The sequence below is a fragment of the Bradyrhizobium sp. 132 genome (assembly GCF_023074185.1).
Lineage (GTDB): Bacteria > Pseudomonadota > Alphaproteobacteria > Rhizobiales > Xanthobacteraceae > Bradyrhizobium.
The window spans coordinates 184700-210738 of sequence record NZ_JADPKY010000158.1; the positions used below are offsets into that span (position 1 = coordinate 184700).

The following is a 26039-nucleotide window of genomic DNA, read 5'->3' on the forward strand; positions in this document are numbered from 1 at the left end:
CGGCTTTAGATCATGCGGCAAGAAGCAGGATTTCGCGCAACTGCGCAGGGTCGTCGATCTTGCGCGGGTTGCGCGGGATCCAGTTCGTGCGCATTGCAGCCTCCGCGATGGCGTCGAAATGCTCCGGCGAGACGTGAACCTCAGCGAGGCTGCGCGGCATGCCAAGCGAGCGGATGAAGGCATCGAGCACATCGGCTGCCTTGTGGCCGGGAAAGCCCATCGCGGCTGCGACGATCGTCTGGCGCTCGGCATTGTCGCGCGCATTCCAGCGCATCACCGCCGGCAGCATGACGCAGGAGGTGTAGCCATGCGGCACGGCGAAGGTCGCGCCCAGCACGTAGCCGATGCCGTGGCTTGCCCCCATCGGCACACCGGCGGCGAGCGCGCCCATCGACAGCCAGGTGCCGATCTGCGCATCCATCCGCGCGCCGAGGTCGGACGGGTCAGCCTTCACCCGCGGCAGCGCGTCGGCGAGCATCGCCAGGCCTTTCACCGACTGTGCGTCGGCATAAGGGTGCGTCTCGCGCGAGCAGATCGCCTCGACACAATGATCGATGGCGCGGATGCCGGTCGAAAGAAACAGCCATTCCGGCGTGTGCACGGTGATGGCGGGATCGAGGATGGTCGCGCGCGGCACCGCGAGCGGATGCCGTAGCATCTGCTTCACATGCGTGGTGCGGTCGGTGACGCCCGCGATGGAGCTGAACTCGCCGCCTGCGATCGTGGTCGGTACGCTGATCTGGCGCACAGTCGGCGCGGTCATCTCGGGCGCGACGCCCTTGTGCACGCGGATACGCTCGATGCCGTCGATATCGTCGATGCCGTTGGCGAGGCAAAGCTGTACCGCCTTGGCGCCGTCGGTGACCGAGCCGCCGCCTACGGTGACGATCAGGTCTGTGCCCGCTTCCCGCGCCGCATTGGTGGCGGCGATCACCGCCTCGCGCGGGGTGTGCGCCGGCATGGCATCGAAGACGCCCGCGCAGCGTGTGCCCAGGGCCTGTTTGATCTTGGCGATTTCGTCGGTCTGCCGGTTGAGCGTGCCCGACACCATCAGGAAGGCGCGACGCGTCCCCAGCCGGTCCATCTGCGCGACCACGGCGTCGGCCGCGGGGTGGCCGAACACAACCTCCTCGATCGCGCCGTAAACGACACGTCCCTGGTGCACGCCTGTCCTCCCCGGACAATTCGTCTTGTCTTCTGGGGGTAATCTAGCGGAGCCGGCTCCGGCCGTCATGTGCGAAGACGCTGGCCCCGCTCCCATCTCCAGCGGAGGGTGACCCCTTCGACGCACCGCCTCCTGCCATTGATGAGCCCGGCGAATAGCTCCATTCGCATCCCGCCCGCTAATCATCGCGTGCGAAGCCCGCTATGTCCGTGTCAACCCGCCATCCGGCCAGGGCATTCTTCCGAGCATTGCGCGTGCGATGGTCTTGAACAGTTCATCATTGCGACCCATCTTGTGGCGCCCGCGGGTAGAGGCGTACCCTGCCTTTTCCGCGGCTTTTAGGCGAGGACCTGGAATGAGTGGACCGGACGGAAGCGAGCAGTTTGTCAAAATGCACGATCTCGTTTCGCCTCGACCTCGCGCGATCGCCGGGCTTCTCGTTGCGGTATTCGCTCTCGCCGGTTGCGGCCAGCCGACGTCGCAGGCGGGTGCACCGCCGCCCGCGCCGGTGACCGTCGCCCAGCCGGTCAAGCGCACCGTCACGGATTGGGACGAATTCACCGGCCGCTTCGAGGCGACGGAGGAGGTGCAGGTGCGCCCCCGCGTCGGCGGCTTCGTCAACTCCGTCGAGTTCCAGGACGGCGCCATCGTGCATCAGGGCGATCTGCTCTACGTCATCGACCCGCGTCCGTTCGAGGCGGTGGCCGAGCAGGCGGACGGCCAGCTGTCCGACGCACGCGCCAAGGTGGAGCTTGCCAAGCGCGAGCTCGACCGTGGCTTGAGCCTGGTTCAGACCAGCGCGGTTTCCGAGCAGGTCGTCGACCAGCGCCGCCAGGCCTTGCAGGGGGCACACGCCGCGGTGTCGCAGGCCGAAGGCGCACTCAAGGCCGCGCGACTCAACATCGAGTTCACGCATGTGACTGCGCCGCTCACCGGCCGCGTCGGCCGCCATCTCGTCAGCCCCGGCAATCTCGTGCAGGGCAGCGACAACGGCTCGTCGACGCTGCTGACCTCGATCGTGACGCTCGACCCGATCTACATCTATTTCGACATGGATGAGGCGACCTTCATCAAATACAGCAAGCTGTGGTTCGAGGGTCGCCGCCCCAGCTCGCGCGATACCGCGAACCCGGTGCAGGTGACGCTCGCCGGCGAGACCAAGCCGTCGCATGAGGGCTCGATCAACTTCCTCGACAACCGCCTCGATGTCTCGACCGGCACGTTGCGCAGCCGCGCCGTGGTCAAGAACACCGATCTCTCGATCTTGCCCGGCCAATTCGGCCGTGTCCGGCTGATCGGCAGCGCGCCCTATGAGGCGTTGTTGATTCCGGACGTCGCGGTCGCGACCGACCAGTCCCGCAAGATCGTGTTCGTGGTGAAGCCTGATGACACCGTCGAGGCACGTCCTGTGACGCTTGGGCCGCTCGATGAAGGCCTGCGTGTGATCCGTGAAGGCCTGAAGCCCGACGATCGCGTCATCGTCAACGGCATCCAGCGCGCCCGTGTCGGCGCCAAGGTCGCGCCGCAGACTGCGCCGGCCGGTGGCAAGCCGGGTGACAAATCATGAATCTCGGCCGTCTCTCCATCAATCAGCCTATCCTCGCGATGGTGCTGTCGATCGTGCTGCTGATCGTCGGCGCGCTGGCCTATACCACGCTGCCGGTCTCCGAATATCCGCAAGTGGTACCGCCGACCGTCGTCGTCACCACGCAATATCCCGGCGCCTCCGCGCAGACCGTGTCCGACACGGTCGCAGCTCCCATCGAGCAGGAGATCAACGGCGTCGAGGACATGCTGTATCTCTACAGCCAGGCGACCTCGAACGGCCAGCTCACCATCACCGTCACCTTCAAGCTCGGCACCGATCTCGACAAGGCCCAGGTGCTGGTGCAGAACCGCGTCGCGATTGCGCAGCCGCGTCTGCCGGAGGAAGTGCAGCGCAATGGCGTCACCACGCGCAAGAACTCGCCCGACATCCTGATGGTCGTGTTCATGCTGTCGCCCGACGACACCTTCGACCAGCTCTACATCTCGAATTACGCGCTGCTCCAGGTCCGTGACCAGCTGCTGCGCATCGACGGCGTCGGCGACATCCAGATTTTTGGTGCGCGTGACTATTCGATGCGGCTTTGGCTCGACCCGGATCGAATCGCCAATCTCGGCCTGACCTCGGCCGAAGTGCTCGCCGCGATCCGCGCGCAGAACGTGCAGATCGCGGGTGGCCAGATCGCCGAACCGCCGATTTCCGACCGCGCCTTCCAGCCGAACCTCACCTTCACGGGGCGCCTGAAGGACCAGAAGCAGTTCGAGGACATCCTGATCAAGGCGGGCTCCGACGGCCGTACGGTACGCCTGCGCGACGTCGCGCGTATCGAGCTCGGTGCGCTGGCCTACTCCACCAACAGCTTCCTGTTGCGCAAATCGGCGGTCGCCATGCTGGTGACGCAGCGGCCGGGATCGAACGCCCTCGCGACCGCGAAAAACATCTCGGACACGATGACGAAGCTGAAGGAAAGCTTTCCGAAGGGCCTCGACTTCAATATCGGCTACAACCCGACCGAGTTTATCGCGCAGTCCGTCCACGAGCTGATCAAGACCATTTACGAGGCCATGTTGCTCGTGGTCATCGTGGTTCTGGTGTTTCTGCAAGGATGGCGGCCCGCGATCATACCGATCATCGCGATTCCGGTCTCGCTGGTCGGTACCTTCGCGGTGATGGCGGCGCTCGGCTTCTCCATCAACAATCTCACGCTGTTCGGTCTCGTTCTCGCCGTCGGCATCGTGGTCGACGACGCCATCGTGGTGGTCGAGAATGTCGAGCGACATCTCGAGCACGGCATGAGCCGGCGCGACGCCGCGCTGAAGACCATGGAGGAGGTCGGCGGCGCACTGGTGTCGATCGCGCTGGTGCTGTGCGCGGTGTTCGTCCCGACCGCGTTCCTGGGTGGTATTTCCGGACAATTCTTTCAGCAATTCGCCGTCACCATTGCGGTTGCGACCGCAATCTCCTGCTTCTGCTCCTTGACGCTGTCGCCGGCGCTGGCCTCGCTTCTGCTCGTTCCGCACGAGGAGAAGCGGCCGCCGGCGCGCTGGAACCTTCTCGCACGCGGCTGGAACGCTTTCACAGGCGTCTTCAATCGCGTGTTCGACCGTCTCGCGCATGGCTATGCCGGCCTCGCCAATTTCGTGATCCGGCATTCGGTGGTGATGATCCTGATCTATGTCGTGCTGATCGGCAGCGCTGGCTGGCTGATCGCGACCACGTCGCAGGGCTTCATTCCGGCGCAGGATCGCGGCTACGTCATTATCTCCGTGCAATTGCCGGGCGCGGCCTCGCTGGCGCGCACCACCGAGGTCGTGCGCGAGATCGAGCGGATCTCGCTGGATACGCCCGGCATCGTCCGCGTCGCCGCCTTCGCCGGCTTCTCCGGCGCCACGCGCACGCAGGCTGGCAACGCGGCGGCGCTGTTTCCGGTATTCGATGAGCCGGAGGCGCGGATGAAGAAGGGCCTGTCCGCGAACGCCATCACCGGCGAGCTGCGCAAACGCCTCGCTGCGATCCAGGGCGCCTTCATCATCGTGATTCCGCCGCCGGCCGTGCCCGGCATCGGCACTGGCGGAGGCTTCACCATCCGCATCCAGGACAGGCAAGGCCGCGGGCCGGAGATGCTCGCGGCCGCGACCGACGAACTCGTCGCCGCGGCGCGCAAATCGCCCTTGCTGCTCGCTCCGACGGTGTTCTCGCCGTTCTCAGCCAACACGCCGCAGCTCTTCGTCGACATTGATCGCACCAAGGCGCAGAAGCTCGGCGTTCCCATTGCCAACATCAATGACACGATCCAGACCTATTTCGGATCGACCTATGTCAACGACTTCAACCTGTTCGGCCGCACCTATCACGTCACTGCGCAGGCTGATTTCCCGTTCCGCAAGGAGCCCAGCGACCTCGCGCGGCTGCGCACGCGCAACGCCTCCGGCGACATGGTGATGCTCGGCAGCGTGGTCGACTTCAAGGATGTTTCCGGCCCTGACCGCGTCGCTCGCTACAATCTCTATGCAGCTTCCGAGCTCCAAGGCGAGCCAGCGCCGGGCGTGAGCTCGACCACCGCGCTCAACACCGTCAAGAAGCTCGCGGACGATACCTTGCCGAGCGGCTTCACCTTCGAATGGACCGACCTCTCCTACCAGCAAATCACCGGCGGCAATGCGGGCCTGCTGGTGTTCCCGATCTGCGTGCTGTTCGTCTATCTCGTGCTCGCCGCCCAATATGGCAGCTGGACCTTGCCGTTCGCGGTGATCCTGATCGTGCCGATGTGCCTGCTCGCCGCCACCATCGGCGTGCGCATCATGGGGCAGGACGTCAACATCCTCACCCAGATCGGCTTCGTCGTGCTGGTTGGGTTGGCGGCAAAGAACGCGATCCTGATCGTCGAGTTCGCCCGTGACATCGAGAAGGAAGGCAAGCCGCGGCTGGAAGCCGTGATCGACGCCTGCCGCCTGCGCCTGCGGCCGATCCTGATGACGTCCTTTGCCTTCATCCTTGGCGTGCTGCCGCTGGTGATATCGTCCGGCTCGGGCTCGGAGATGCGGCAAGCCGTCGGCGTCGCCGTGTTCTTCGGCATGATCGGCGTCACCTTGTTCGGCCTGTTGTTCACGCCGATCTTCTACGTGGTGGTGAGGAATCTGGCGGAGGGGAAGAACGAGAAGAAGTCCGAGGTCGTGGCGTGATGTTCCCACAGCGTCGTCCCTGCGAAAGCCTGGATGACGGCGCATTATGGTGCCGCCCTTCATACTAACGACCAACATGCAATGGATGGGCAGGCGCGGGGTTCTTCACTAATATCTGCGCGATTTCAAAACAGAACACTGCTGGGAGCTAACCTATGAAATCAGCACTTTTGGCCGCTGTCGCGACGTCGGCGTTGCTGCTGGCGGCGCCAGCCTTCGCGCAAGGCGTCAAGATCGGCATTCTCAACGACCAGTCCGGCGTCTATGCCGACTACGGCGGGAAATACTCGGTCGAAGCTGCCAAGATGGCGATCGAGGATTTTGGTGGCGAAGTGCTCGGCCAGAAGGTCGAGATGATCACCGCTGATCACCAGAACAAGCCTGATCTCGCCACCTCCATCGCGCGGCGCTGGTACGACACCGACAACGTCGACATGATCACGGAACTGACGACGTCGTCGGTGGCGCTGGCCGTGCAGGAATTGTCGAAGGAAAAGAAGAAGATCGACATCGTGGTCGGTGCGGCTTCCTCGAGCATCACCGGCGCTGCATGCTCGCCCTACGGCTTCCACTGGGCCTTCGACACCCATGCGCTTGCGGTTGGCACCGGCGGCGCGCTGACCAAGGCCGGCGGCGACACCTGGTTCTTCCTCACTGCCGACTATGCGTTCGGCTACGCGCTCGAGAAGGACACCAGCGAGATCGTCATCCATAATGGCGGCAAGGTGGTCGGCTCAGTGCGCGTGCCGCTCAACTCTTCGGACTTCTCCTCCTTCCTGCTTCAGGCGCAGAGCTCGAAGGCGAAGATCGTCGGTCTCGCCAATGCCGGCCAGGATACGACCAACTCGATCAAGCAGGCGGCCGAGTTCGGCATCGTGCAGGGTGGCCAGAAGCTAGCCGGTCTCCTGATGACTCTCGCCGAGGTGAACGGTCTAGGCCTGCAGGCGGCACAAGGCTTGGTCCTGACCGAAGGCTTCTATTGGGATCAGAATGACACCACGCGCGCCTTCTCCGAACGCTTTTTCAAGCGCACCGGCCGGATGCCGAGCATGATCCACGCGGGCACCTATTCCGCGACGCTGAGCTATTTGAAGGCGGTCAAGGCGGCCGGCACAAAGGATACTGAAGCGGTTTCCAAGAAGCTGAAGGAGCTGCCGGTCGACGACGCCTTCGCCAAGGGCAAGGTGCTGGAGAACGGCCGCATGGTCCACGACATGTATCTGTTCGAGGTCAAAAAGCCCTCGGAGTCGAAGAAGCCGTGGGACTATTACAAGCAGCTCGCGGTTGTTCCGGGCGATCAGGCATTCTTCACCGCCAAGGAAAGCGGCTGCCCGCTGACGAAGTAGGCTTCTTGTGTCCCGGACGCGGTGCAGCGCCTCTCGGCGGTGCACCGCAGAGCCGGGGCCCATGCTACTTCACGCTGTCGCCCCCTACACCAGCCGCAATACCAGGGCTCCCAGCGCCCCCGCCCACAGCGCAATCGCGGCGATGCCCTGGATCATGAAGCCCGGGCCGCGTTTTGCGGCGGCCTTTGAATAGCCGATGAAATAGAAGATACGACCGGCGATCCAGACCGCGCCGATTCCCGCTGCGATCGCGTCGCCGATATAGATCGCGAACAGCCAAAGAGCCGGCAGGAAGATCGGCATCCATTCCAGCGTGTTCATCTGGATTCGGAACGCGCGCTCGAAATCCGGATGGCCCGACATTGCCGGCACCTTGACGCCGGTTTTGGTGCGCGAGCGTGACACGTTCATGGCTGTGAAGAAGTAGAACAGGATCGCCAGCAGCGTGACGAGGCCGGTGAGGTGATACATCGCTAATCCCTTCGAAGAGGTCCCGGTTCAATACCCGGTCAGCTCGAGATAGCCAACGCCGTCATGCGTGCCGGCAAAGCTGATCGGCCCTTCCCAATAGGAGAAGCCGGTCCCCATCCAGGCTTTTGGATTGAGCGGCTTGCAGAGGATCGAGAACGATCGCGAGGGGATCGCGATCTGCCATTCCACCGGCAGCTTGCGTCCCGCGACCTCGGCGGTCGCCCTCGGACTCATCTGGATGTCGTTGCCCGCGATCATTTGCGTGTCGCCGGCGGCGCTGATCCAGTTGCCGAACGGATAATCCTTGCCGCCCTTTTGGCGCAGCCGGTACAGCATCAGCTTGTCGCCCGACGCGAGATGCAGCGACAGCCAGTCCCAGCCGGTCTGGTCGGTGTCGAGCGGCTGACTGCTCCATTCGCGGTCCATCCAGGCCTGGCCGGAAACATCGAGCGTCTTTTCGTCGATGGTGAGCCTGCCGCGGGCGCGATAGAACGGCTGGCTGTAATAGTAGGAGGCCTGCCCGCGCTCCGACTTGCGGCTGTAGCCGCCATCGCCCTGCAATATCAAGGGACGATCGGCCTCTAACGTCAGCGCGTAACTGAAATCGGCACCCGAGGCCTTCAGCGTCAGCGGCGCCAGGGTTCGGTCGCCGATGCGCTCGGATCCGTTCATCGCCCAATCGTCGATCCAGGCCGCAAACGGCTTTGCCGTGACGCCGGCTTGGCCCACACCGCCGCGCGAAAACAGTTCGCTGAAGCGGTGGGTGTCGGCGCGCGTCACCGCGGCATGCGCCATCCAGATTTGCTGATTGGCCCAGCCCTCGCCTTGCGGTCCCGGCTGCGCTGCCTGGCGGAACAGCGTCCATTGCAGGCCGCAAGCCGCGCCGCCGGCATCGACGAGATTCGCCGTGAGATACCACCACTCGATACGAAACTCCGGGTGCGGCCCGTGATCGTTCGGAAAGGCGAACGTTTTCCCGGGCGTTACCTTCGCAAAGCCGTCGGCCGTCCCGCCGAGCCCGGCATAACCTTGCGCGCTGGCGCGGCGAACAGCCGCGAGCGCGGCGATGCCGCCGGCGAAAGTGCGCCGCGAAATCCTGTCAGCGTTCATTGGCAAACACCTTGACGAGGTTCGCCGGCTGCATCCGTGCCAGTCGGATCATCGGCAGCAGGGCGGCAAGCAACGCGGCGAGCAGCGCGACCGCGACCAGCTCGACCAATTGCAGCGGAAACACGTGGAACGGCAGCCGCCAGCCGAACGCTTTTACGTTGACGATCGCGATCAGGCACCACGCCACCAACAGTCCGAGCGGCACAGCCAAGAGCGACGTGAACAGCGCGGTCGACAACGTCTTGGTCAATTCGATCGCGGCGAGGCGAGGCCGCGTGATGCCGATCGCCCAGAGCGGCGCGAGTTGCGGCAGGCGCGAGTTCGCCAGTGTGAGCAAGCTGGTCAGAAGCGCGATCCCGGCGACGCCGAGCGTGAACGCATTCAAGGCGGAAGTGACCGCAAAGGTGCGGTTGAAGATGCGGATCGATTCCGCTTTCACCGTCGCCTGGTCGGCGACGCTGCGGTCGTCGAGCGCAAATTGCTTCTGCAGCGCTGCGATCAGGCCGGGGATATTCTCCCTGGCGACAATGAGGCCGATCCGCGTCTGCGGCGTCTGCGGAAATTGCCGGATCAGCGCCGCGACATTCACCGCCAGCTGGCCCTTGGGGTTGCCGTAGTCGGCATAGATGCCGACGATGTCGAGCTCCCAGGTCCCGCCCGGCGCTGGCACCTCCAAGACATCGCCGACGCGGACGTTGAGGCGGCGGCTCAGCTGCTCGCTGATGAAGGCGGCATTGCCGGGCACGAGCTGGGTCCAGGCGCGTGGCGCGGCCTCCAACAACGGCCAGCGCTCGCGATAGAGCGCGTGGTCGGGCAGGCCGAACAGCTCCACCGGCTGGCCCTGCACTTGCGTCTCGGCACGCCCGCCCGACAGGATCGCCTGGACATCGCGGCGCTCCTTCAGCCAGTTGCGGATCGCGACGGCTTTCGCATTGTCGGAGGCGCTGATGTAGACGTCGGCTGCGAGCCGCCCGTTGAGCCATCCGACGAAAGTGCGGCTGAACGTTTCCACCATGGTGGAGACGCCGACATTGACGGCGAGCGCGAGCAGCAGCGCCATCAGCGCCAGCGACAACCCGGAGAGCTGTTGCCGGCTGTCCGCCCAGAACCACAGCGCGAGCGGTTTTCGTGCACAACGCTGACCGACGAGCAGGATGAGTTCGAGGAAGGCCGGCAGGATCAGGGCCGCGCCGAGCATCAGTGCTGCCAGCACGCCAAAGCCCGCGATCAGCGACTGTCCGTACTGGAGCAGCAGCAGCGCGACCGCGAACACGGCGCATGCAGCCCCGCTCTGCAGGATCAGCCAGCGGCGCTGCCTCTGTTGCCAGGCGCGCGGCTGCGCGGTCGCCAGCACCGGCATCCTGACCGCCTTGATCAGGCTGGTCGCGGCCGCGACCAGCGCGCCGGCAATGCTGATGCCGATACCCGCGAGCCACCATTCGGAGCGCAGCGTGAGCTGTCCCGGGATTTGCGCGCCATAGAGCCCGCGCAGCGACGCCGCGACGTCGGGCAACAGCGCGGCGGCAATGAAATAGCCGCACACCAGCCCGATCAGGCCGGCGACCAGCGCCAGTGCCACCAGCTCGACCACCAGCACAATGTTGACCAGTCGCGCCGAGGCGCCGCAGGCCCGCAGCGTGCGCAGCATCGGCAGCCGCTGTTCGAAGGCGAGACCGACGGCCGAATTGACGATGAAGAGACCGACAAAGAACGACAGCAGGCCGAACGCGGTGAGGTTGAGATGAAAGCTGTCGGTGAGGCGCTCCAGCTCGGTCTCCGCATTCGGCTCGACCCGCTGCAACTGGTCGCCGACGACGCTCGCCAATGGCGCGGGCTTGCCCTTCGGTTTGCCGATCAGAAGCCGCGAGATCTGGTCCGGCTTGTTCAGCAGCCGCTGCGCCACGCCGATATCGACCACCAGCACGTCGGGCACGAGCTGCGGCAGCACGCGCAGCGGCGGCAGTTTTGCGCCGTTGCTCATCGGTGGTGCCGCGCCTTCCTGCTCCTGCACATCGCTCAGTGTCTCCCGCGCCACCAGCGTCTGGCCCGGCGGCGCGATGAAGCTGCCGAGATCCGAAGCACCGAGGCGCGGCGCGTTGCCGACATCCGCCGGCAGCGTCACTGGCTCGATCCCGAGCAATCGCACCGAGCGTCCGTTGACCTGGACCCGTCCCTCCAGCATCGGCGAAACCGGCCAGCCGGCGCGGCGGAGCTTGACGAACAGCTCCTGCGAAAAGGTCGCGGCATCAGGTGCGACCAGCATCGCGGTGCGCGCGCCGCCGAAGGTCGCCGCGGCGCGGTCATAGGCGTTGCGTGCCTGCTGGTTGATCGCCTGTACGCCGCTCCACAGCGCCGTTGCCGAAATCAGCCCGATCAGGAGCGTCGCGAACTGCATCTTGTGGCGCCGCCAATGGCTGAGCAGCACGGCGAGGATCCAGAGCGCGCGCCTCATGCGATCCGGCCTGCATGCAGGACGAGCTGGCGATCGAGTGTGGCAGCCAGATGCAGGCTGTGCGTCACCATCAGGAAGCCACAGCCGGTGCGCGTGACGAGATCGCGCGTCAGGACCAGCACATCCTCGGCGGTGGCCTCGTCGAGATTGCCGGTCGGCTCGTCCGCCAGCAGCAGCGAGGGCTTTGTCGCCAGCGCCCGGCCGATCGCGACCCGTTGCTGCTGTCCGCCTGATAATTGTTCTGGATAACGCTTGAGCAGGCTGTCGAGCCCGAGCCGCTCGATCAACTCCCTGGACCAGGCTGCATCATGCCGGCCGGCGATCCGCGCCTGGAAGGCGAGATTGTCCGCGACCGAGAGCGATGGGATCAGATTGAATTGCTGAAACACCAGGCCGATCCGATCGCGCCGCAGGCCTGCACGCCCCGCATCAGACAGCTTGGTGACCTCGGTGCCTTCCAGCCGGATCGTGCCGCCATCGGCGGCATCGAGCCCCGCGATCAGGTGCAGCAGCGTGCTCTTGCCGCTGCCGGATTCGCCGGTCAGCGCGACCCGCTCGCCGGCCTCGAGGTCGAGATCGACGCCGCGCAGCACATGGACCGGCTCGCCGGCCGAAGAGAACGTCTTGGAGAGGTTTCGAATGCTCAGCACGATGAATGGCGCCGGACGGAATTAGCGGAATTGCTGCGTAGCACACTTGCTCCGGAAATGCCGGGTTGCGTTGGTCTCGAAGCCGTTGTTAGCTTCCAGGACGGTCAAATCAAAAAAGTGCCAAAAAGACGACGGGGGGAATCATGAGCGCTCAGGGAACGGCAGCGGTGGCGGGCAAGACGATGGGGACGCCAAAGGGAGCCTGGACGGTTACCTTTCTGCTGTTTCTGTTCATGCTGGTAAACTTCGCCGACAAGATCGTCGTCGGCCTCGCCGGCGTGCCGATCATGGCAGACCTGAATCTCCAACCGGAGCAGTTTGGTCTGCTCGGCTCCTCGTTCTTCTTCCTGTTCTCGATTTCCGCCATCGTAGTCGGCTTCATCGTCAACAAGGTGCCGACACGCTGGGTGTTGCTCGCGCTGGCGGTGGTCTGGGCGCTGGCGCAGTTTCCGATGGTCGGCACCGTCTCGTTCACCACGTTCTTGATCTGCCGCATCGTGCTGGGCGCCGGCGAAGGCCCCGCCTTCTCGGTCGCCGCGCACGCGATCTACAAATGGTTCCCCGACGAGAAGCGGACGCTGCCGACCGCGATCCTGTCGCAAGGTTCGGCCTTCGGTGTGATCCTCGCGGTGCCGGCGCTGAACTGGATCATCGTCAACCATTCCTGGCACTATGCTTTCGGCGCGCTCGGCGTCGTTGGCCTGATGTGGGTTTGTGCCTGGCTCGCGTTCGGCCAGGAAGGCCCGCTGGAGGATACGCAGGCTCTGGCAGCGACCCAACCGAAAATCCCCTACTTGCGCCTTCTAACCTCACGCACCTTTCTCGGCTGCGTGATCGCGACCTTCGGCGCCTATTGGGCGCTGTCGCTCGGCCTCACCTGGTTCACGCCATTCATCGTCAAGGGTCTTGGGTTCACGCAGAGCCAGGCCGGCTTCGTCTCGATCCTGCCTTGGGTGTTCGGCGCCACAATCGTTATTCTCACGGGCTGGATCTCGCAGGTGATGAATGCGCGCGGCTATACCACGCGCATTTCGCGCGGCGTGCTCGGCTCGGTGCCGCTGATCATCGGCGGTCTGATCCTGGCGACGATGCCGCATGTGCAGGGCGCTGGATTGCAGATCGCGCTACTCGTCGTCGGCTCGGGCCTGTGCGGCGCAATCTATGTCGTTTGCCCGCCGATGCTCGGCGAGTTCACGCCGACGTCGCAGCGCGGCGCGATCCTCGCGATCTACGGCGCGCTCTACACTCTCTCCGGCATCATCGCGCCCAACGTCATGGGCGCCGTGATCCAGCGCTCCGGCAGCATGCTCGACGGCTACATGACCGGCTTCACCATCAACGCGGCGGTCATGGTCGGCTCCGGTCTGCTCGGGCTGCTTCTGCTCTGGCCGAACACGGAAAGGGCCAGGCTGACCGGTAGTGAAGCCCCGCAAGCTGCGCCGCTGAAGAGCGCGGTGTCGGCGACGTAAGGAGCGCGCTGCTCGTTCCAACCAACACTGTCGTCCCGGCCTCGTGCGCAATTGCCCATTAGGCCGGGACGACACCGGAGATAGAGGCAGCGCCTCCGCGCCTTAGCGCTACTGCATCCCCTGCGCACCCCGAATCAACTTCCCCGGCCGTCTTCCCGTGGCCTCGCCCTGCCGTCGCGTCACCATGCCCGACACGATCGTCGCCTCATAACCATCGACATCCTGCAACAGCCGCCGTCCGCCGACCGGCAGATCGTAATGCACCTTCGGCGGATGCAAATGCAGCCGGTCATAGTCGATCACATTGACGTCGGCTTTATAGCCGGGAGCGATCAGCCCGCGATCGGTGAGGCCGACCGAGAGCGCGGTCTTGCGCGATTGCGCGGCGACCACGAACGGGATCGTCAGCTTCTCGCCGCGCTTGCGGTCACGTGTCCAGTGCGTCAGCAGATAGGTCGGAAAGCTCGCGTCGCAGATGATGCCGCAATGCGCACCGCCATCGGAGAGGCCGGGCACCGATTGCGGATCGATCAGCATCTCGCGCGTCGCATCCAGATTGCCGTCGGCATAGTTGAGGAACGGCACGTAAAGCATGCCGCGGCCGTCGTCCGACAGCATCGCCTCATAGGCGAGCTCCTCCGGCTGCCGGCCCTGCTTGCGCGCCTGCGGGCCCAGCGCGTTCTCCGGCGGCTGCTCGTAATCGGGGGGATCGCCGAGCAAGAACATCTTGTCGTAGTTGGGACGGAAGAACAGCGGATCGTCGGTCGCAGTCGCCGTCTCGCTCAAAATTGCCTCCCGCACCGCGCTTTGATGCAACCGCGCCAGCCGCTCCTTCAGCGGCAGATGCGCGATCGCCTTGTAGCTCGGATGGGTCTGGAACGGGTTTCGCGACAGCTCGAGCCCGAGCAGGAGGCCGACGGGCCGCGCGGCGATCTGCGCGGTGATCGAGAGGCCACGCTTCGCTGCCGCATTGATCTCGTCCAGCGTCTGGCGCCAGCGCTGCGGCGCCTTGTCGTTCTGCGTGATCGAGAACGAGATCGGGCATTTCGTGGCGTCAGCCACCCGCAGCATCATCGGCAAGTCTTCGTCGATGGTGGAGAGATCGAGCACGAATTGCAGAACGCTGCGTCCCTCACGATGCATCGCGCCCGCAATCGCTGTGAGCTCGTCCTCGCCGGCCTTCAGCGTCGGCGTGAAATCGCCGGTCGAGGTGCGGTGGTTGAGGGTGCGAGAGGTCGAGAAGCCCAGCGCGCCCGAGCGCACCGCCTCGCCCGCGAGCTTTGCCATCGCCGCGTTGTCTTCCGCCGTTGAAGGATCGCGGCGCGCCCCGCGCTCGCCCATGACATAGACCCGCAGCGCCGCATGCGGCAGCTGCGCGCCGACATCGATGTCGAAATCGCGCTTTGAGAGCCATTCCATGTAATCCGGAAAGCTCTCCCATGCCCAGGGGATGCCGGCGCTCAGGACAGGCTCGGGAATGTCCTCGACGCCTTCCATGAGCTGGATCAGGCGGGTGTGGTCGGCGGGCTTGCACGGCGCAAAGCCGACGCCGCAATTGCCCATGATCGCGGTGGTGACGCCGTTCTGCGAGGACGGCGTCATGTCCTGGCTCCAGGTGACCTGGCCGTCGTAATGGGTGTGAACGTCAACGAAGCCCGGCGTGACGAGCTTGCCGCGCGCGTCGATCTCGTCCCGTCCCTTTGAAGCGACCTTTCCGATCTCGCTGATTCTGCCGCCGGTGATGGCGACGTCAGCCTCGAACAGCTCGCCGCCGCTTCCATCCGCGACCGTGCCGCCGCGGATCACGAGATCAGGGTTGCTCATGGTGTTTCTTCCCGGTTGTTGTTGTTTCTTGTCGTCCTGGCGTTGTAGCTACGCCTTGGCTTGCCGCTTCCGCTCCGTGAACGGCGACAGCACCACCGTCGCCAGCATGAAGATCACGGACGCCCCGAACACCCAATGCGGCGCGCTCTGGTCCATGATCCAGCCGAACAACAGCGGACTGACGATGCCGCCGAGATTGAAGCCGGTGGAGACGATGCCGAAGGCGCGGCCTGCCGCGCCGGGAGGTGCTGCATTGCGCACCAGCATGTCGCGCGAGGGTGCGATCACGCCGGAGAGGAAGCCTGCCATCATCATCGCGGCCGTCAGGATCCAGCCGGGCAGCGTCACCAGCGCGATCAGCAGCACGATCAGCGCATTCGCAGCGAAGCAGGCGGCGGCGACATAGCCGTGGCGCTCGGTGTGGTCGGCGAGGAAGCCGCCCGCGAGCACGCCGACGGCGCTTGCACCGAGGAACGCGGTGAGCGCGACATTGGCTGCGGAATAGGTCGCGCCATAGCCACTCATCAGCGCCACCACGCCGAAATTGTTGATGCCGGCCACCGACAGACTGAGCAGCATGAACAGCGCTGTCAGCGTGATCAGCGCCGGCGTGATGACGGCCTGCTTCGATGCGCTCTCGTTGCCCGGCTTTGATTTGTGCGCGCCGGCATCGGGAATGTTCATGGCCACCAGCAACAGCGCGACCAGAACACCGATCGCGCCCGATGCGATCAGCGCACCGCCACCGCCAGACACCGTGACGAGAGCAGCAACGATTGCGGGTGCGACCGCGCCACCAAAATAGCCGGCAAAAGTGTGGATCGAGAACGCACGGCCCATCCGCGCTTCGTCCATGTGCTCGGCGAGGATGGCGTAATCGGCGGGATGGTAGACGCTGTTGGCGAGCCCGAGCAGCACGGCGCAGGCGATCAACGAGGTGTAGCTCAGGTGCAGGCCGAGCAGGATCAGCGCGATCCCGCCGAGGGTGAGGCCGCCGAGCAGGATCTTTCGCGCGCCAAAATGGTCGACAAGATAGCCGGTCGGCGCCTGCGTCAGCCCCGATACCACGGCGGACACGGTAAGCGCGAAGCCGAGCTCGACATAGCCGACGCCGAGCTTGCTTTTCAGGAACGGGAACAGCATCGGCAGGACCAGCAGATGGAAATGGCTGACCCAATGCGCGATCGAAATTCCGGTCAGCGTGCGTAGCGCGCTGTCCGCCTTGCCTTGCTGCGGTGCGGCAAGAACGTCAACCATTGCAGTTCCGTTTCACGTCATTTGGAGACGCGCAAATTATCGGGGACAGCGGTTATTTGTCCATGAACGCAGGCGCATGGCAGGTAGCAGAGGTGACTGGCTGCGATCTCGATCATTCAGCGGTCGTAGGGCGAACATCACCCCCTCACAACGGCTCATCGTCATTCCCATGGCGATCACGCTTCGGTGTAGCAAAATCGCCGTCTTCGTAATCGTCGTCGATCTCGCGCGGGGGCGGAGGCTGCTTTGCCTTGTTCTCGGCCGTCTTGGTCTTCGTCTTTGGCGGCTCGCTCGGCTTGCCGATCTTGGCCATGGCTACTCCCGGATGGTGATGCTGCATCCGTCCTAGCCCGACTATATGGGCGGTTCCTGATCTATCTCAAGAATGGCGGCGAGGCCGTCGTCAGTGCACCACCGGCCCGCCGGCCTTCTTCCAGGCATCGATCCCCCCGGCGATATGCGCGGTGTTGGTGAGCCCGGTCTCCTTGGCGGCGGCCACAGCCATCGCCGAGCGTTCGCCGAAGGCGCAGAAGAACACGACGCGGCGCCCAGTGGCGGCCGCGACCTCGCGCAGCATGCCGCCGGGTTTGAGGCTGTCTTCAATGGATGGATAGGGCGTATGCAGCGCGCCTTCGAGCATGCCGTGCTTCATCCGCTCATTGGTCTCGCGCAAATCGACCAGCAGGATGTCGGGCCGGCCGAGCGAGCGGATCGCCTCGACGGCGCTGAGCGCGCGGCCCTCTTTCTCGAGCTCCTCCTGATGCAGGCCGACATGCATGTTGGCGGGCACTGCGACGTCCATCATCTTCGGATTGGGCAGCTTCAGATTGGCCATCAGCTCGATATAGTCATCGACCGAGCGCACCTGAAGCCGCGGATTGTAGCGCTTCTCCTCGCCGATGGTGGAGACGGTGTCGCCCTTGTAGTCATGCGCCGGGAACACCATCGTCTCGTCCGGCAGCTTCAGCAGCCGATTGAAGATCGACTCGTATTGTGCGCGCGAAGATCCGTTCTGGAAATCGGTGCGGCCGGTGCCGCGGATCAGGAGCGTGTCGCCGGTGAAGACGCGGTCGCCCATCAGATAGGAATAGGAATCGTCGGTGTGGCCGGGCGTGTACATCACATCGAGCGACAGGCCCTCGATCGTCACCTTGTCGCCGTCGGCAACCCGCATCGCCACCACGTCGGCCTTGGTCTGGTCGCCCATCACGGTCATGCAATGGGTGCGGTCGCGCAGCTCGCCGAGCCCCGTGACGTGGTCGGCGTGCAGATGCGTGTCCACCGCCTTGACCAGCTTGAGGTCGAGCTCGCGCAGCAGCTGGCAGTAGCGGTCGACTTTCTCCAGTACGGGATCGAGGATCAGCGCCTCGCCGCCGGGGCGGCTCGCCAGAAGATAGCTGTAGGTACCCGAAACACTGTCGAAGAGCTGGCGGAAGATCATGGCAAGACCCGGCGTGAGCTGATTCCAGTTTCTACTACGCCATGGGCTGAAAAGAGAAGCAAGTCACTGTGTCGGGAGTGAAATAGGGAATAATATTTTACGTACCGTTCGCGGCGGCCTCGCTGTGGCCATCCTTCGAGACGCCCGCCTTTGGCGGGCCCTCAGGATGAGGGCGTCTTCGCGGGGAAGTCCTCGATCCTCATGGTGAGGAGCGCCGCCTTACGGCGCGTCTCGAACCATGCCGGCCCGCGCGCCCGCCAAAGATTACGGCCGCACCAATGTGTACCCATTCTCCGCCAGAAACAGGATCTGCCCGACCCCGACTTGCACCGGTGTCGCCGCGGGAATGAACTCCGGCCGCTTGCCCGTCTCCCGCTCGATCGTGTCGACGGTGTTGAGGCAGATGTCGAAGCGTACGCCTTGCGCGATCAGGCTCTCGACCTGCTTGCGGCGCTCGCTGCCTGACAACAGCAGATCGATGCCGGGACCGAACGCCACCACCTCGATCGCAATTTTGTCGGGGTCGTAGGCCTTCAGCAAATTGTTGGCGACGCTCAGCACCAGCGCCTGCTTCTTGGCATCGCCATCGGAGAGCTGCAACACGACCTTGTGCTCCGCGAACGGCCTGTCCTGGAGTGGCACCTGCTGTGCGTAAGCGAGCGGCGTGGCAGCGAAGGCGAGCAGCGCCAGCAGCATCGCGGATAATATCTGCGATCGCATCATCCCTGTCCTGCAATACCTGGATTGCCCTCGACGCCTTTCAGCGTGACGCCGGAGCCGAGCCGCTCCTGTGACATCCGGCCCGAGCGCAGATATTTGGCGACGACCTCCCACACCGGCGCGCCTTGCTGGCCGTTGACGGAGGCCCAGCCCGCCACCTTGTAGCGGTGGTTTGCGGAAACCGCCTTGCCGCCATTGAGCTTCAGCTCGGAGATGCGGCTGCCGATCGCAGCCGTCGGCGTGCAGGTGTAGCTGAGCCCGCCGGCGCGCACCATGTCGCCGCCCTGCTGGTAATAGGGATCGGCATTGAAGAGATTGTCGCAGATGTCTTCCAGCACGTCCTTGATCTGCGTGCCGGTCATCTCCTGCACATAGGTCTCGGGATAACTGATCGCGGTTTCCGCAAGCAAATCCTCCATGGTCAGCGCCTGGCCGGACAGCGCGGTGACGCCCCAGCGGAAGCCCGGCGACAGTGCGACCTCGGCATCGAGTTCGCTGCGCAGCGCGGTGCAGATCAGCTCGTCGACCGGGCCGGCGAAATTGTCGCGGCGATACAGCAGGCGATCGGGCGTTGCGATCTTCTCCGACCAGTCGGTGACGAAGGGCGCCCGCAACCGGCCGATCAGTTCGGCCATCCCGGGATCGGGTTTCAACAGCTCGGAATAGACCGGCAGCAAATGATATTTGACATCGCTGACCTTGCCCTTGTCGAGCGCGAGGTCGAGCACGGCCAAAAATTTTCCGTTGGAGCCGGCGTTGGTGACGAGCGTGGTGCCGCTCGCGTTCTTCACCGCGATCGGCTGCGGGATCGCATCATGGGTGTGGCCGCCGAGAATGACGTCGATGCCGGTGACGCGGCTTCCGAGCTTGAGATCGACGTCCATGCCGTTGTGCGACAGCAGGATGACTGCGTCGACCCTGTCGGTGCCGCGCAAGCCATCGACATGCTTCTGGAGCTCTTCCTCGCGGATGCCGAAGGTCCAGTCCGGCGTGAACCGTTTGGGATGCGCGATCGGCACGTATGGAAAGGCCTGGCCGACGATCGCGACGCGATGGCCCCCTAGCTCCTTGATCACCGAGGGCTTGAACACGCGCCCCGTCGCCTTGTCGAAGGCGGGCGCGTCGTTGAATGCGGCTTCCTCGGTGAGAAAAACGTTCTGCGCCAGGAACTCGCCCTTGAAGCGCCTGAGATTGTCGCGCAGCGCCTGCTCGCCATAGGTGAATTCCCAATGCCCGGTCATCGCCTCGATACCGAGCAGGTTTGCGACCTCGACCATGTCGCGGCCCTGCATGATGTTGGTGAGCCCCGTGCCTTGCCAGAGATCGCCGCCGTCAACGAGCACGGAGTGCTTTTCTCCGGCATCGCCGCGCAGGCGGTCGATCAGCGTCTTCAGATGGGCGAAGCCGCCGAGCTTGCCGAAGCGGCCTGCGGACTTCTCGAACTCGAAGCAGCTGAAGGCATAGGCATCCGCGCTGTCGGGCCGGATGCCGAAACGTTCGAGGAAGGCGCGGCCGACCAGATGCGGCGGCCGCCCCGCCATCTCGCCGATGCCGATATTGACGCTGGGCTCGCGAAAATAGACCGGATTGAGCTGCGCATGCGTGTCGGTGAGGTGAAGGACGCGCGCATTGCCGAACCGTTCGAGGTCGTAAATGCTCGCGGCCTCGGCTCCGCGCGCAAGCCGCGGCAGGCTGAGCGATGCGGCGGCGAGGCCAGCATTCTTCAGGAAATCGCGGCGGCGGATCGCCATCCAGAAATTCTCCGCGCCCTCTAATGGTCGCAAGGCTGTTGCACGAGCGAACAGTCTAGCGGATTTCCATCGCCTTCCAGGCTTCTTTTTCGGAAATGGCCTGGAAGATCGACGCCTTCGCCAGCGCCTCGGCCTGCTTGGCTGCGGCCACGGCGCGGTCGAAATCGCCGCCATCGCCCGCCTTCTTGGCCGCGGCCAGCGCCGAGACGGTCACGGTCCATTGGTGGCGCAAGCTGGCGGCCTCCTTCGATGCGGCTTCGGCGGCGAAATAGGCCGTCTTGTAATCCGCCTCATTTGCCGCGCGCGCCGCCGGCGCGAGGCCCAAGGCGAGCAGCATGGCGAGAGGAAGTGACCGCTTCATGGCCGCGCTCCCGGGCCCGATATCGGCAGGCCGTTGGCGACGTAGGACAGGAAATACTCGACGTCGCGATATTCATCCGCCTGCGGCTCCAGCGGAACCGCACGGGTCTGGCTGTTGCAGGTGACGAAGCGGCGGGTGGTCGTGCCCATGCCGCTCCATTCGGAGCGGTAGATCGGCATCGCGTTCAAGATGCCCAGCGCCGGCGCCAGGATCTCGGCGCGGATGCGCTCGCCCGGGCTCTGCACATGGCAGCTCGCGCAGGAGAAATTCATCTGGCCACGTCGGGTGTAGAAATACCGCTTGCCGTTCTCGAACGCCGCGAGCGCGCGGGGATCATCGGGAATCTTGATGTCCATCGGCTTGCCGCGCGAGGTGAAGGCCATGTACGCCGTGAGCGAGGCCATCTCGTCCTTGACGTAGGAATAGGGCGCCTCGCCATTGGCCTCGCGGCAGCGGTTGAGCGCCAGCTCCAGCGTGACGACCTTGCCTTCCTTCTCGTCGAAGTAAGGATAGTTCTGGCGGACGCCGATGCCGCCGTTCGGGAAGCAATCGGCATAGGTCTTGCCGTTCTTGAACGGGGTCGCGAACATTTCCTTGCCGGCGTCGAGCGCGAACTCGTAAGGCGGGAATTCCTCCTTCTCCTGCCACTGCCGCTTCATGTCCTCGTTCATGGAATAAGGACCGTTGACGAAATCCTCGTGCTTCACGGTCGGAAACTTCTGGAAGAAGAAGTTCTGGAACGCTTTCGCATCGGCAATGGGATCGACCTTGTCGGCCGCGACCACACGCGGAGAGGCGAGGGCGAACGCGACGAGCGCGGCACTCAACGAGCCAAGCAGGAGAGAGATGCGGGCCTTCATCACGCGATCTTCGCGGTGTTGGTGTCCGAGCCACCCTTGTTGTCGGTCCAGGAGATCTTGAGATCGTCGCCCTTCTTGGCGCCCTTGAAGCTGAACTTGACGTAGGGGTCCTTGGAAATGGCGGTGCCCCAATCGGCGACGAAGACGTCCTTGCCGTTACATTCGAACTTCAGCTCCTGGATGTAATGCGCGGGGATCAACTCGCCCTTGGCATCCTTGACGAAGCCGGTATCCATGGGATGCTGGATCAGCGCCTGAACCTCGGTGATGTCGCCGTTGGCGGTGGCGCGGACGCGAATGCTGGATGCCATGTCGAACTTCCTCGCTTAGCCGCCGCAGCCGCCGACGGTGACTTTGACTTCCTTGGTCGCGCTGTAGAGCTTGCCGTCGGCCTCCACGATTGCGACGACGTTGGTGGTCTTGGCCATCTTCAGGCGGTTGGCGACACCAGGGATCGTGCCTTCGGGAATCTTGTAGCTCGCGGCCAGTGCGCTCGGGTTCTCGGCCACGAAGAACGAGATCGAGGTGACCTTGTCGAGCGTCGTCGTCACCGAGATCGGCACGACGCCGCCGTTCTCGGCGATCTCGGGGGCATCCAGCTTGACTTTGTCGGACGGCTCGGCGGTCCTGCCGTAGAGCGCCTTGATGGCGTCCGCTTCGCTCTTCTGCCTGAAGGCCTCTTCCGGATATTTGTCGTTGGCCGCGGCGCGCGCGGGAGCGAACGGCAGATTGCCGAGGCCGAGCAGCGCGACCGAGGCCGCGCCCTGGAGGATCAGGCGCCGCGTCGCGCGTGGGCCGGTGAGTGCGGTCATCTCAGGTCTCCTGGCGTGCCGGCGGTCACAGGGTTTGCAGGAAATCAACGATCGCGCTGATCTCCTGTTCGGTCAAAATCCGGTTCCGGCCGAACGGCGGCATCATGGTCTGCGGATTACGCTTGGTCTCGTCGAAGATGATCGCGGTCAGCTCGTTGCGATCGGGGTACTTGGCCTTGAGGTCCTTCAGTTCCGGCCCGATCGTTCCCGGCAGGTCGCCACTCTTGATGACGTGGCAGGTCAGGCAATTGCCCTTGCCGCGGTCGAAAGCGAGTTTCTGGCCCTCGGTCACGGCGGATTGCGCCCGTACCGGGGTCGCGGCCGCCAAGAGCCCCAAGGCGGCCAGCGCAACGAGCAGGGCGGGTTTGCAGGGAAAGGCGGTCAAGGCGTCGTCCCGAAACATGATCTGGTGTACCAAAGATAGTGCTCAAAAGCACACCCGGCTCGTTCTGACAATCAAGACTATGCAGGCCGCAAAATGGAGTTAATATCTTCTGCATTGCAACTTAAGGAGCTAGTTCGTCCGTAAGGCCTGTTGGGGCCAGTCATTTTTTCTCGGGCGCTTGGCTCTGATCGCGTTTTCGTCTGCTTCTTCTTTTCCGGGGACTTCAATTGGCTGAATATGTCGTCGAATTTGGCAGGGACGGCGGGCGGGTCGAGTCGGATGGCCGCCTCGATGCACCTGCGTTTCATCGCAATCACGAATCGCTCTGGGCGGTATTGGAAAAGCATCTCGCCGGCTGCACCGGCGACGTGGTCGAGCTCGGCAGCGGAACCGGGCAGCACGTGGTCCACTTCGCCCGCCACACGCCCGGCCTGATCTGGTGGCCCAGCGATCTCAACCAGCGCCACCTCAAGAGCATCGAGGCCTGGCGCGTTCATGCCGGCCTGCAAAACATCCGCTCGCCCTTGCGGATCGATCTCACGGATCCCGACTGGTGTCCGGAGATGACGAGCGGGCAGGGGCCGACAAGTCTTGCCGCCGTGTTCTGCGCCAATGTCATCCACATCGCGCCATGGGAGGTCGCCGAGGGCCTGTTCGCCGGCGCCGGCCGCTATTTGCGGGCCGACGGCAAGCTGTTCCTCTACGGCCCCTTCAAGCGCGACGGCAAGCACACCGCGCTCAGCAATGCCGTGTTCGACACATCCTTGCGTGAAGGCAATCCCGACTGGGGCGTGCGCGACATCAGCGACGTCGAGAGCCTCGCACGCGGCGTAGGTCTTCGCCTCGTCGATACGATCGACATGCCGGCGAACAATCTGACCCTGGTGTTTTCGCGTGACCTCACGGTTTGATGTAGCTCCAGCCCTGCTCCTGCAGCTCCATAACGCGGACGACGCCGGATTTAACAACCGTCGCCTGAGCAATCAGGTTGATGTCCTTGTTCTCCGCCTTACGCATATTTTCCTGGGTGTTTCCGCAGGCCTTGAAAGAAATTTCGGGATGGCTCATCGCGAGCACCTCGATGCGCGGCTTTACCGGCGAAGTGTCATCGCGCAGCATGTGAAGGCCGGGGCCAAAGGTGACGACCTCGATCGACACAGCCTCACCGAGCTCGCGGTAGTATTGCGCGACGTTGGTTGCATTGTTGAGTACCAAGTTCATCATCGCGGGTTCGTTGGAATTCACTTGCAGGATCAGCCGATGCGACTTATTGGCGATCTCGGGTTTTGTTGCTTGAGCCAGCCGCGTCTCACTCGCGGGGGCCCGGTTAATTGTTTGATTCTGCGCCGGCTTTCTCGCCTGCCTGTGTCCGCCCGGGTGTTTCTGATTGCTCGCTACGCTCTCACTCGCCTGCGGGATCATATGGTTGTCCGACTCGGCCTGGACGTTTGGCCCGACCAGCAACATCATCGCCAAGCCGCTGATGACTGCGATTGCCGACTTCAGACTGATCATCTTGTTTCTCCCCGCTCCATGACCATCACCCTCCTGGTCTGGCGACGCTATGTGGCCATTTGCACGCAGCCGCCATTTTTTCACGCACGTTCTTGAATCCGCCGAGCCGGAACTGTCCCTCTTGCACTGCGCCGGTGCGGCTGGAAAGACGCACAATGATGCTACCGTCATCGGGCAATGACTTCAGCAATTGCACGGCATCGCCTCCCAAAGCGATTCCAGACCCGAACGACGGCGAGGCGGCCGCAAGTTGAATTGGCGGATCCGCATTGAGTCGATAAGAGACAGCATATTCGTTGGCGCCGCGTGAGAGCGCCGGTCCCGCGATCATGACTTCCGTGCGACCTTTGCGGCAGTGGATAGCGAGTTGCATCGCGGCGCCGTTCGGGCCGCTGACAGAAGAGATGGTGGCGGTGACGACCGGTGAATAGTCGACCGGCGATGTGGTCTCGCTGACCAGCCAGCTATCATCCGTCCCGCGCCGTCCAGGCGGTGGACTCTTAGGTGACAAATCTTGCATACACTCCAGCTGTGCTGATCCCTTCATCGCCGAACATGCCCCGCGTGTTTCCATGGAATCGCTCGTGCTTTGCGCGTACGCGATTCCGCAGGCAATGTTGAAGGCGACGGCGAGTGGAGGAGCAGCAGTCTTCATGGCGGCGCCTGTGCGCTGCGCGCTTTGCGGTCTAGCCATTCCTGCGCGGCTTGGAAGCGGGTGAGACCGGGGACGGTTGCCGCGAGATTGATCGACCGCCATTTCGGGTCAAAGCCGGGCGCCTGCAGGCGATCGACGCGCGAGAACAGGTACTCGACAAGGCGCGCCACGCGTTGATAGCGGTTCGATCGCGGCGGCCAGTTGAATGCAACAAGTGCTGTCGGCACCGCGATGGTCGAGACCCGCTCACCCTGCTTGATCAGATTGGGGTACTCATTTGCGTCCAAGGTCGCGGGCAGATAATAGTCCTCGAACTTCCTGTCGTAATGGACTGGGAGAAACTTGAATCCCGCCTCCCAGCGGCCGCGCACGAAGGCGTCGACGGGTTTCGATGTGATGAACACGACGGCCGACATCTCTCCTTTGCGCATCTGCTCCAGGGCAACTTGATGCGGAATGAACGCCTTGTCGATCTCGATGCCGAGACGGCTAAAGATCAGCGGTCCTGAATAGGCGGCTGCGGTGCCCTGGGTATTGAAGTTCACTTTCTTGCCGGCAAGATCCTGCAGGCTTGTGATCTCCGGTCGCACGAAAATGTGCAGCTCAGACGGAAAAAGATTGAGCAGATAAGTGATGCGACTTTGGATCTGCGGTACCTGAAGCTTGTATTCATCGAGCGCGTCGGAATTGATGATGGCGGTATCGACACCACGCAAATAGAGCAGCGCATTAAGATTGTCGGTAGCGCCTCGAGTGACGATCGGGAGCAGATGCAGGTCTGCACCGTCGTCAACGACCCGGGCCATTTCTGCGGCGAGACGGATCGGCGCGCCCTCGAGCAGGCCGCCGGCAAGGCCGACCGTCCAGGCGTTCATTCGGTCTTTTTCGTTCACTTGCGGGAGTGGCCGTCGGACGAATTGTGCATCGCCCGTGGAGTTTTTCCCAGTTTGTGCTTTCAGGCAGGCCGGCTGAAGCAGAATGGCCATTGGCACCAGCGCGGTGACCAGCAGCAGCGAGAGTGACCTTGGCACCTTGTTCATGTCGTTCCCTTCTCGATCGCCATCGCA

At 63.9% G+C, this 26039-nt stretch carries 24 protein-coding genes; 5 read left to right on the forward strand and 19 right to left on the reverse strand.

The annotated features are described in order from the left end of the window. Nucleotides 1-10 precede the first annotated feature (10 nt). The gene (locus IVA74_RS34650) at nucleotides 11-1165 is read right to left on the reverse strand and encodes an iron-containing alcohol dehydrogenase (protein ID WP_247351787.1); all 1155 of its coding nucleotides are present in this window, start codon (nucleotides 1163-1165) and stop codon (nucleotides 11-13) included. 355 nt (nucleotides 1166-1520) lie between these two features. Between IVA74_RS34650 and IVA74_RS34655 the strand changes: the two genes are divergently transcribed. From IVA74_RS34655 to IVA74_RS34665, 3 genes are all read left to right on the forward strand, one after another. Further along, complete coding sequence (locus tag IVA74_RS34655) at nucleotides 1521-2732, forward strand: efflux RND transporter periplasmic adaptor subunit (RefSeq protein ID WP_247351789.1); 1212 nt, start codon at nucleotides 1521-1523, stop codon at nucleotides 2730-2732. Then, complete coding sequence (locus IVA74_RS34660) at nucleotides 2729-5893, forward strand: multidrug efflux RND transporter permease subunit (RefSeq protein WP_247351791.1); 3165 nt, start codon at nucleotides 2729-2731, stop codon at nucleotides 5891-5893. Before IVA74_RS34655 ends, IVA74_RS34660 begins: the two co-directional genes overlap by 4 nt. Nucleotides 5894-6048: 155 nt before the next feature. Next, nucleotides 6049-7239 (forward strand): ABC transporter substrate-binding protein, encoded by a 1191-nt coding sequence (locus tag IVA74_RS34665; RefSeq protein ID WP_247351793.1) that lies wholly within the window; start codon nucleotides 6049-6051, stop codon nucleotides 7237-7239. Between the two features lie 84 nt (nucleotides 7240-7323). Here IVA74_RS34665 and IVA74_RS34670 read toward each other — a convergent pair whose 3' ends face one another. The 4 genes from IVA74_RS34670 to IVA74_RS34685 are packed head-to-tail and all read right to left on the reverse strand — an operon-like array spanning nucleotide 7324 to nucleotide 11922. After that, complete coding sequence (locus IVA74_RS34670; RefSeq protein WP_247351795.1) at nucleotides 7324-7710, reverse strand: MAPEG family protein; 387 nt, start codon at nucleotides 7708-7710, stop codon at nucleotides 7324-7326. A 27-nt stretch (nucleotides 7711-7737) separates the two neighbouring features. Next, complete coding sequence (locus tag IVA74_RS34675; RefSeq protein WP_247351797.1) at nucleotides 7738-8820, reverse strand: lipocalin-like domain-containing protein; 1083 nt, start codon at nucleotides 8818-8820, stop codon at nucleotides 7738-7740. Further along, the gene (locus IVA74_RS34680) at nucleotides 8810-11272 is read right to left on the reverse strand and encodes an ABC transporter permease (protein ID WP_247351799.1); all 2463 of its coding nucleotides are present in this window, start codon (nucleotides 11270-11272) and stop codon (nucleotides 8810-8812) included. The genes IVA74_RS34675 and IVA74_RS34680 overlap by 11 nt, the downstream gene beginning before the upstream one ends. Then, nucleotides 11269-11922 carry an ABC transporter ATP-binding protein gene (locus tag IVA74_RS34685; RefSeq protein WP_247351801.1) on the reverse strand — a complete coding sequence of 218 codons (654 nt, stop codon included), beginning with the start codon at nucleotides 11920-11922 and terminating at the stop codon, nucleotides 11269-11271. The genes IVA74_RS34680 and IVA74_RS34685 overlap by 4 nt, the downstream gene beginning before the upstream one ends. A 143-nt stretch (nucleotides 11923-12065) precedes the next feature. Between IVA74_RS34685 and IVA74_RS34690 the strand changes: the two genes are divergently transcribed. After that, nucleotides 12066-13391, forward strand: a complete 1326-nt coding sequence (locus tag IVA74_RS34690; RefSeq protein ID WP_247351803.1) for an MFS transporter — start codon at nucleotides 12066-12068, stop codon at nucleotides 13389-13391. 108 nt (nucleotides 13392-13499) lie between these two features. Here the strand turns inward: IVA74_RS34690 and IVA74_RS34695 are convergent, their stop codons facing one another. From IVA74_RS34695 to soxX, 11 genes are all read right to left on the reverse strand, one after another. Beyond that, entirely contained in the window at nucleotides 13500-15215 is a 1716-nt protein-coding gene (locus IVA74_RS34695) for an amidohydrolase family protein (RefSeq protein WP_247351805.1), read from the reverse strand. 48 nt (nucleotides 15216-15263) lie between these two features. Further along, the gene (locus IVA74_RS34700) at nucleotides 15264-16472 is read right to left on the reverse strand and encodes an MFS transporter (protein ID WP_247351807.1); all 1209 of its coding nucleotides are present in this window, start codon (nucleotides 16470-16472) and stop codon (nucleotides 15264-15266) included. 145 nt (nucleotides 16473-16617) lie between these two features. Next, a complete protein-coding gene (locus IVA74_RS34705; protein WP_247351809.1) occupies nucleotides 16618-16785 on the reverse strand; it encodes a hypothetical protein in 168 nt (55 codons plus the stop codon). Nucleotides 16786-16875: 90 nt separating this feature from the next. Further along, nucleotides 16876-17913: an MBL fold metallo-hydrolase gene (locus IVA74_RS34710; protein ID WP_247351811.1), complete on the reverse strand. Its 1038-nt coding sequence runs from the start codon at nucleotides 17911-17913 to the stop codon at nucleotides 16876-16878. Nucleotides 17914-18177: 264 nt separating this feature from the next. Further along, a complete protein-coding gene (locus IVA74_RS34715; RefSeq protein ID WP_247351812.1) occupies nucleotides 18178-18636 on the reverse strand; it encodes a hypothetical protein in 459 nt (152 codons plus the stop codon). After that, nucleotides 18633-20384: a thiosulfohydrolase SoxB gene (gene soxB, locus IVA74_RS34720; RefSeq protein ID WP_247351814.1), complete on the reverse strand. Its 1752-nt coding sequence runs from the start codon at nucleotides 20382-20384 to the stop codon at nucleotides 18633-18635. Before soxB ends, IVA74_RS34715 begins: the two co-directional genes overlap by 4 nt. A gap of 55 nt (nucleotides 20385-20439) precedes the next feature. Continuing rightward, nucleotides 20440-20745, reverse strand: coding sequence for a hypothetical protein (locus IVA74_RS34725; protein ID WP_247351816.1), 306 nt, complete (start codon nucleotides 20743-20745; stop codon nucleotides 20440-20442). After that, nucleotides 20742-21605, reverse strand: coding sequence for a sulfur oxidation c-type cytochrome SoxA (gene soxA, locus IVA74_RS34730; protein ID WP_247351817.1), 864 nt, complete (start codon nucleotides 21603-21605; stop codon nucleotides 20742-20744). Before soxA ends, IVA74_RS34725 begins: the two co-directional genes overlap by 4 nt. After that, nucleotides 21605-21916, reverse strand: coding sequence for a thiosulfate oxidation carrier complex protein SoxZ (gene soxZ, locus IVA74_RS34735; protein WP_247351819.1), 312 nt, complete (start codon nucleotides 21914-21916; stop codon nucleotides 21605-21607). Before soxZ ends, soxA begins: the two co-directional genes overlap by 1 nt. Nucleotides 21917-21931: 15 nt before the next feature. Then, the gene (gene soxY / locus IVA74_RS34740; protein WP_247351821.1) at nucleotides 21932-22417 is read right to left on the reverse strand and encodes a thiosulfate oxidation carrier protein SoxY; all 486 of its coding nucleotides are present in this window, start codon (nucleotides 22415-22417) and stop codon (nucleotides 21932-21934) included. Nucleotides 22418-22442: 25 nt separating this feature from the next. After that, on the reverse strand, nucleotides 22443-22802 hold the full coding sequence (gene soxX, locus IVA74_RS34745) for a sulfur oxidation c-type cytochrome SoxX (RefSeq protein WP_247351822.1): 360 nt from the start codon (nucleotides 22800-22802) through the stop codon (nucleotides 22443-22445). 227 nt (nucleotides 22803-23029) lie between these two features. Between soxX and IVA74_RS34750 the strand changes: the two genes are divergently transcribed. After that, complete coding sequence (locus IVA74_RS34750) at nucleotides 23030-23713, forward strand: DUF938 domain-containing protein (RefSeq protein ID WP_247351824.1); 684 nt, start codon at nucleotides 23030-23032, stop codon at nucleotides 23711-23713. Here IVA74_RS34750 and IVA74_RS34755 read toward each other — a convergent pair. The 3 genes from IVA74_RS34755 to IVA74_RS34765 are packed head-to-tail and all read right to left on the reverse strand — an operon-like array spanning nucleotide 23703 to nucleotide 26012. Then, nucleotides 23703-24317: a hypothetical protein gene (locus IVA74_RS34755; protein ID WP_247351826.1), complete on the reverse strand. Its 615-nt coding sequence runs from the start codon at nucleotides 24315-24317 to the stop codon at nucleotides 23703-23705. The genes IVA74_RS34750 and IVA74_RS34755 overlap by 11 nt on opposite strands. 25 nt (nucleotides 24318-24342) lie before the next feature. After that, nucleotides 24343-24972 carry a hypothetical protein gene (locus tag IVA74_RS34760; protein WP_247351828.1) on the reverse strand — a complete coding sequence of 210 codons (630 nt, stop codon included), beginning with the start codon at nucleotides 24970-24972 and terminating at the stop codon, nucleotides 24343-24345. Then, on the reverse strand, nucleotides 24969-26012 hold the full coding sequence (locus tag IVA74_RS34765; protein WP_247351830.1) for a TAXI family TRAP transporter solute-binding subunit: 1044 nt from the start codon (nucleotides 26010-26012) through the stop codon (nucleotides 24969-24971). Before IVA74_RS34765 ends, IVA74_RS34760 begins: the two co-directional genes overlap by 4 nt. Nucleotides 26013-26039 lie beyond the last annotated feature (27 nt).

Bases quoted from the DNA above. Each gene is read 5' to 3' on its own strand.
- IVA74_RS34655 (WP_247351789.1), top strand. From the start codon at position 1,521: ATGAGTGGACCGGACGGAAGCGAGCAGTTTGTCAAAATGCACGATCTC.
- IVA74_RS34660 (WP_247351791.1), top strand. From the start codon at position 2,729: ATGAATCTCGGCCGTCTCTCCATCAATCAGCCTATCCTCGCGATGGTG.
- IVA74_RS34665 (WP_247351793.1), top strand. From the start codon at position 6,049: ATGAAATCAGCACTTTTGGCCGCTGTCGCGACGTCGGCGTTGCTGCTG.
- IVA74_RS34670 (WP_247351795.1), bottom strand. From the start codon at position 7,710: ATGTATCACCTCACCGGCCTCGTCACGCTGCTGGCGATCCTGTTCTAC.
- IVA74_RS34675 (WP_247351797.1), bottom strand. From the start codon at position 8,820: ATGAACGCTGACAGGATTTCGCGGCGCACTTTCGCCGGCGGCATCGCC.
- IVA74_RS34680 (WP_247351799.1), bottom strand. From the start codon at position 11,272: ATGAGGCGCGCGCTCTGGATCCTCGCCGTGCTGCTCAGCCATTGGCGG.
- IVA74_RS34690 (WP_247351803.1), top strand. From the start codon at position 12,066: ATGAGCGCTCAGGGAACGGCAGCGGTGGCGGGCAAGACGATGGGGACG.
- IVA74_RS34695 (WP_247351805.1), bottom strand. From the start codon at position 15,215: ATGAGCAACCCTGATCTCGTGATCCGCGGCGGCACGGTCGCGGATGGA.
- IVA74_RS34700 (WP_247351807.1), bottom strand. From the start codon at position 16,472: ATGGTTGACGTTCTTGCCGCACCGCAGCAAGGCAAGGCGGACAGCGCG.
- IVA74_RS34705 (WP_247351809.1), bottom strand. From the start codon at position 16,785: ATGGCCAAGATCGGCAAGCCGAGCGAGCCGCCAAAGACGAAGACCAAG.
- IVA74_RS34710 (WP_247351811.1), bottom strand. From the start codon at position 17,913: ATGATCTTCCGCCAGCTCTTCGACAGTGTTTCGGGTACCTACAGCTAT.
- IVA74_RS34715 (WP_247351812.1), bottom strand. From the start codon at position 18,636: ATGATGCGATCGCAGATATTATCCGCGATGCTGCTGGCGCTGCTCGCC.
- soxB (WP_247351814.1), bottom strand. From the start codon at position 20,384: ATGGCGATCCGCCGCCGCGATTTCCTGAAGAATGCTGGCCTCGCCGCC.
- IVA74_RS34725 (WP_247351816.1), bottom strand. From the start codon at position 20,745: ATGAAGCGGTCACTTCCTCTCGCCATGCTGCTCGCCTTGGGCCTCGCG.
- soxA (WP_247351817.1), bottom strand. From the start codon at position 21,605: ATGAAGGCCCGCATCTCTCTCCTGCTTGGCTCGTTGAGTGCCGCGCTC.
- soxZ (WP_247351819.1), bottom strand. From the start codon at position 21,916: ATGGCATCCAGCATTCGCGTCCGCGCCACCGCCAACGGCGACATCACC.
- soxY (WP_247351821.1), bottom strand. From the start codon at position 22,417: ATGACCGCACTCACCGGCCCACGCGCGACGCGGCGCCTGATCCTCCAG.
- IVA74_RS34755 (WP_247351826.1), bottom strand. From the start codon at position 24,317: ATGATCAGTCTGAAGTCGGCAATCGCAGTCATCAGCGGCTTGGCGATG.
- IVA74_RS34760 (WP_247351828.1), bottom strand. From the start codon at position 24,972: ATGAAGACTGCTGCTCCTCCACTCGCCGTCGCCTTCAACATTGCCTGC.
- IVA74_RS34765 (WP_247351830.1), bottom strand. From the start codon at position 26,012: ATGAACAAGGTGCCAAGGTCACTCTCGCTGCTGCTGGTCACCGCGCTG.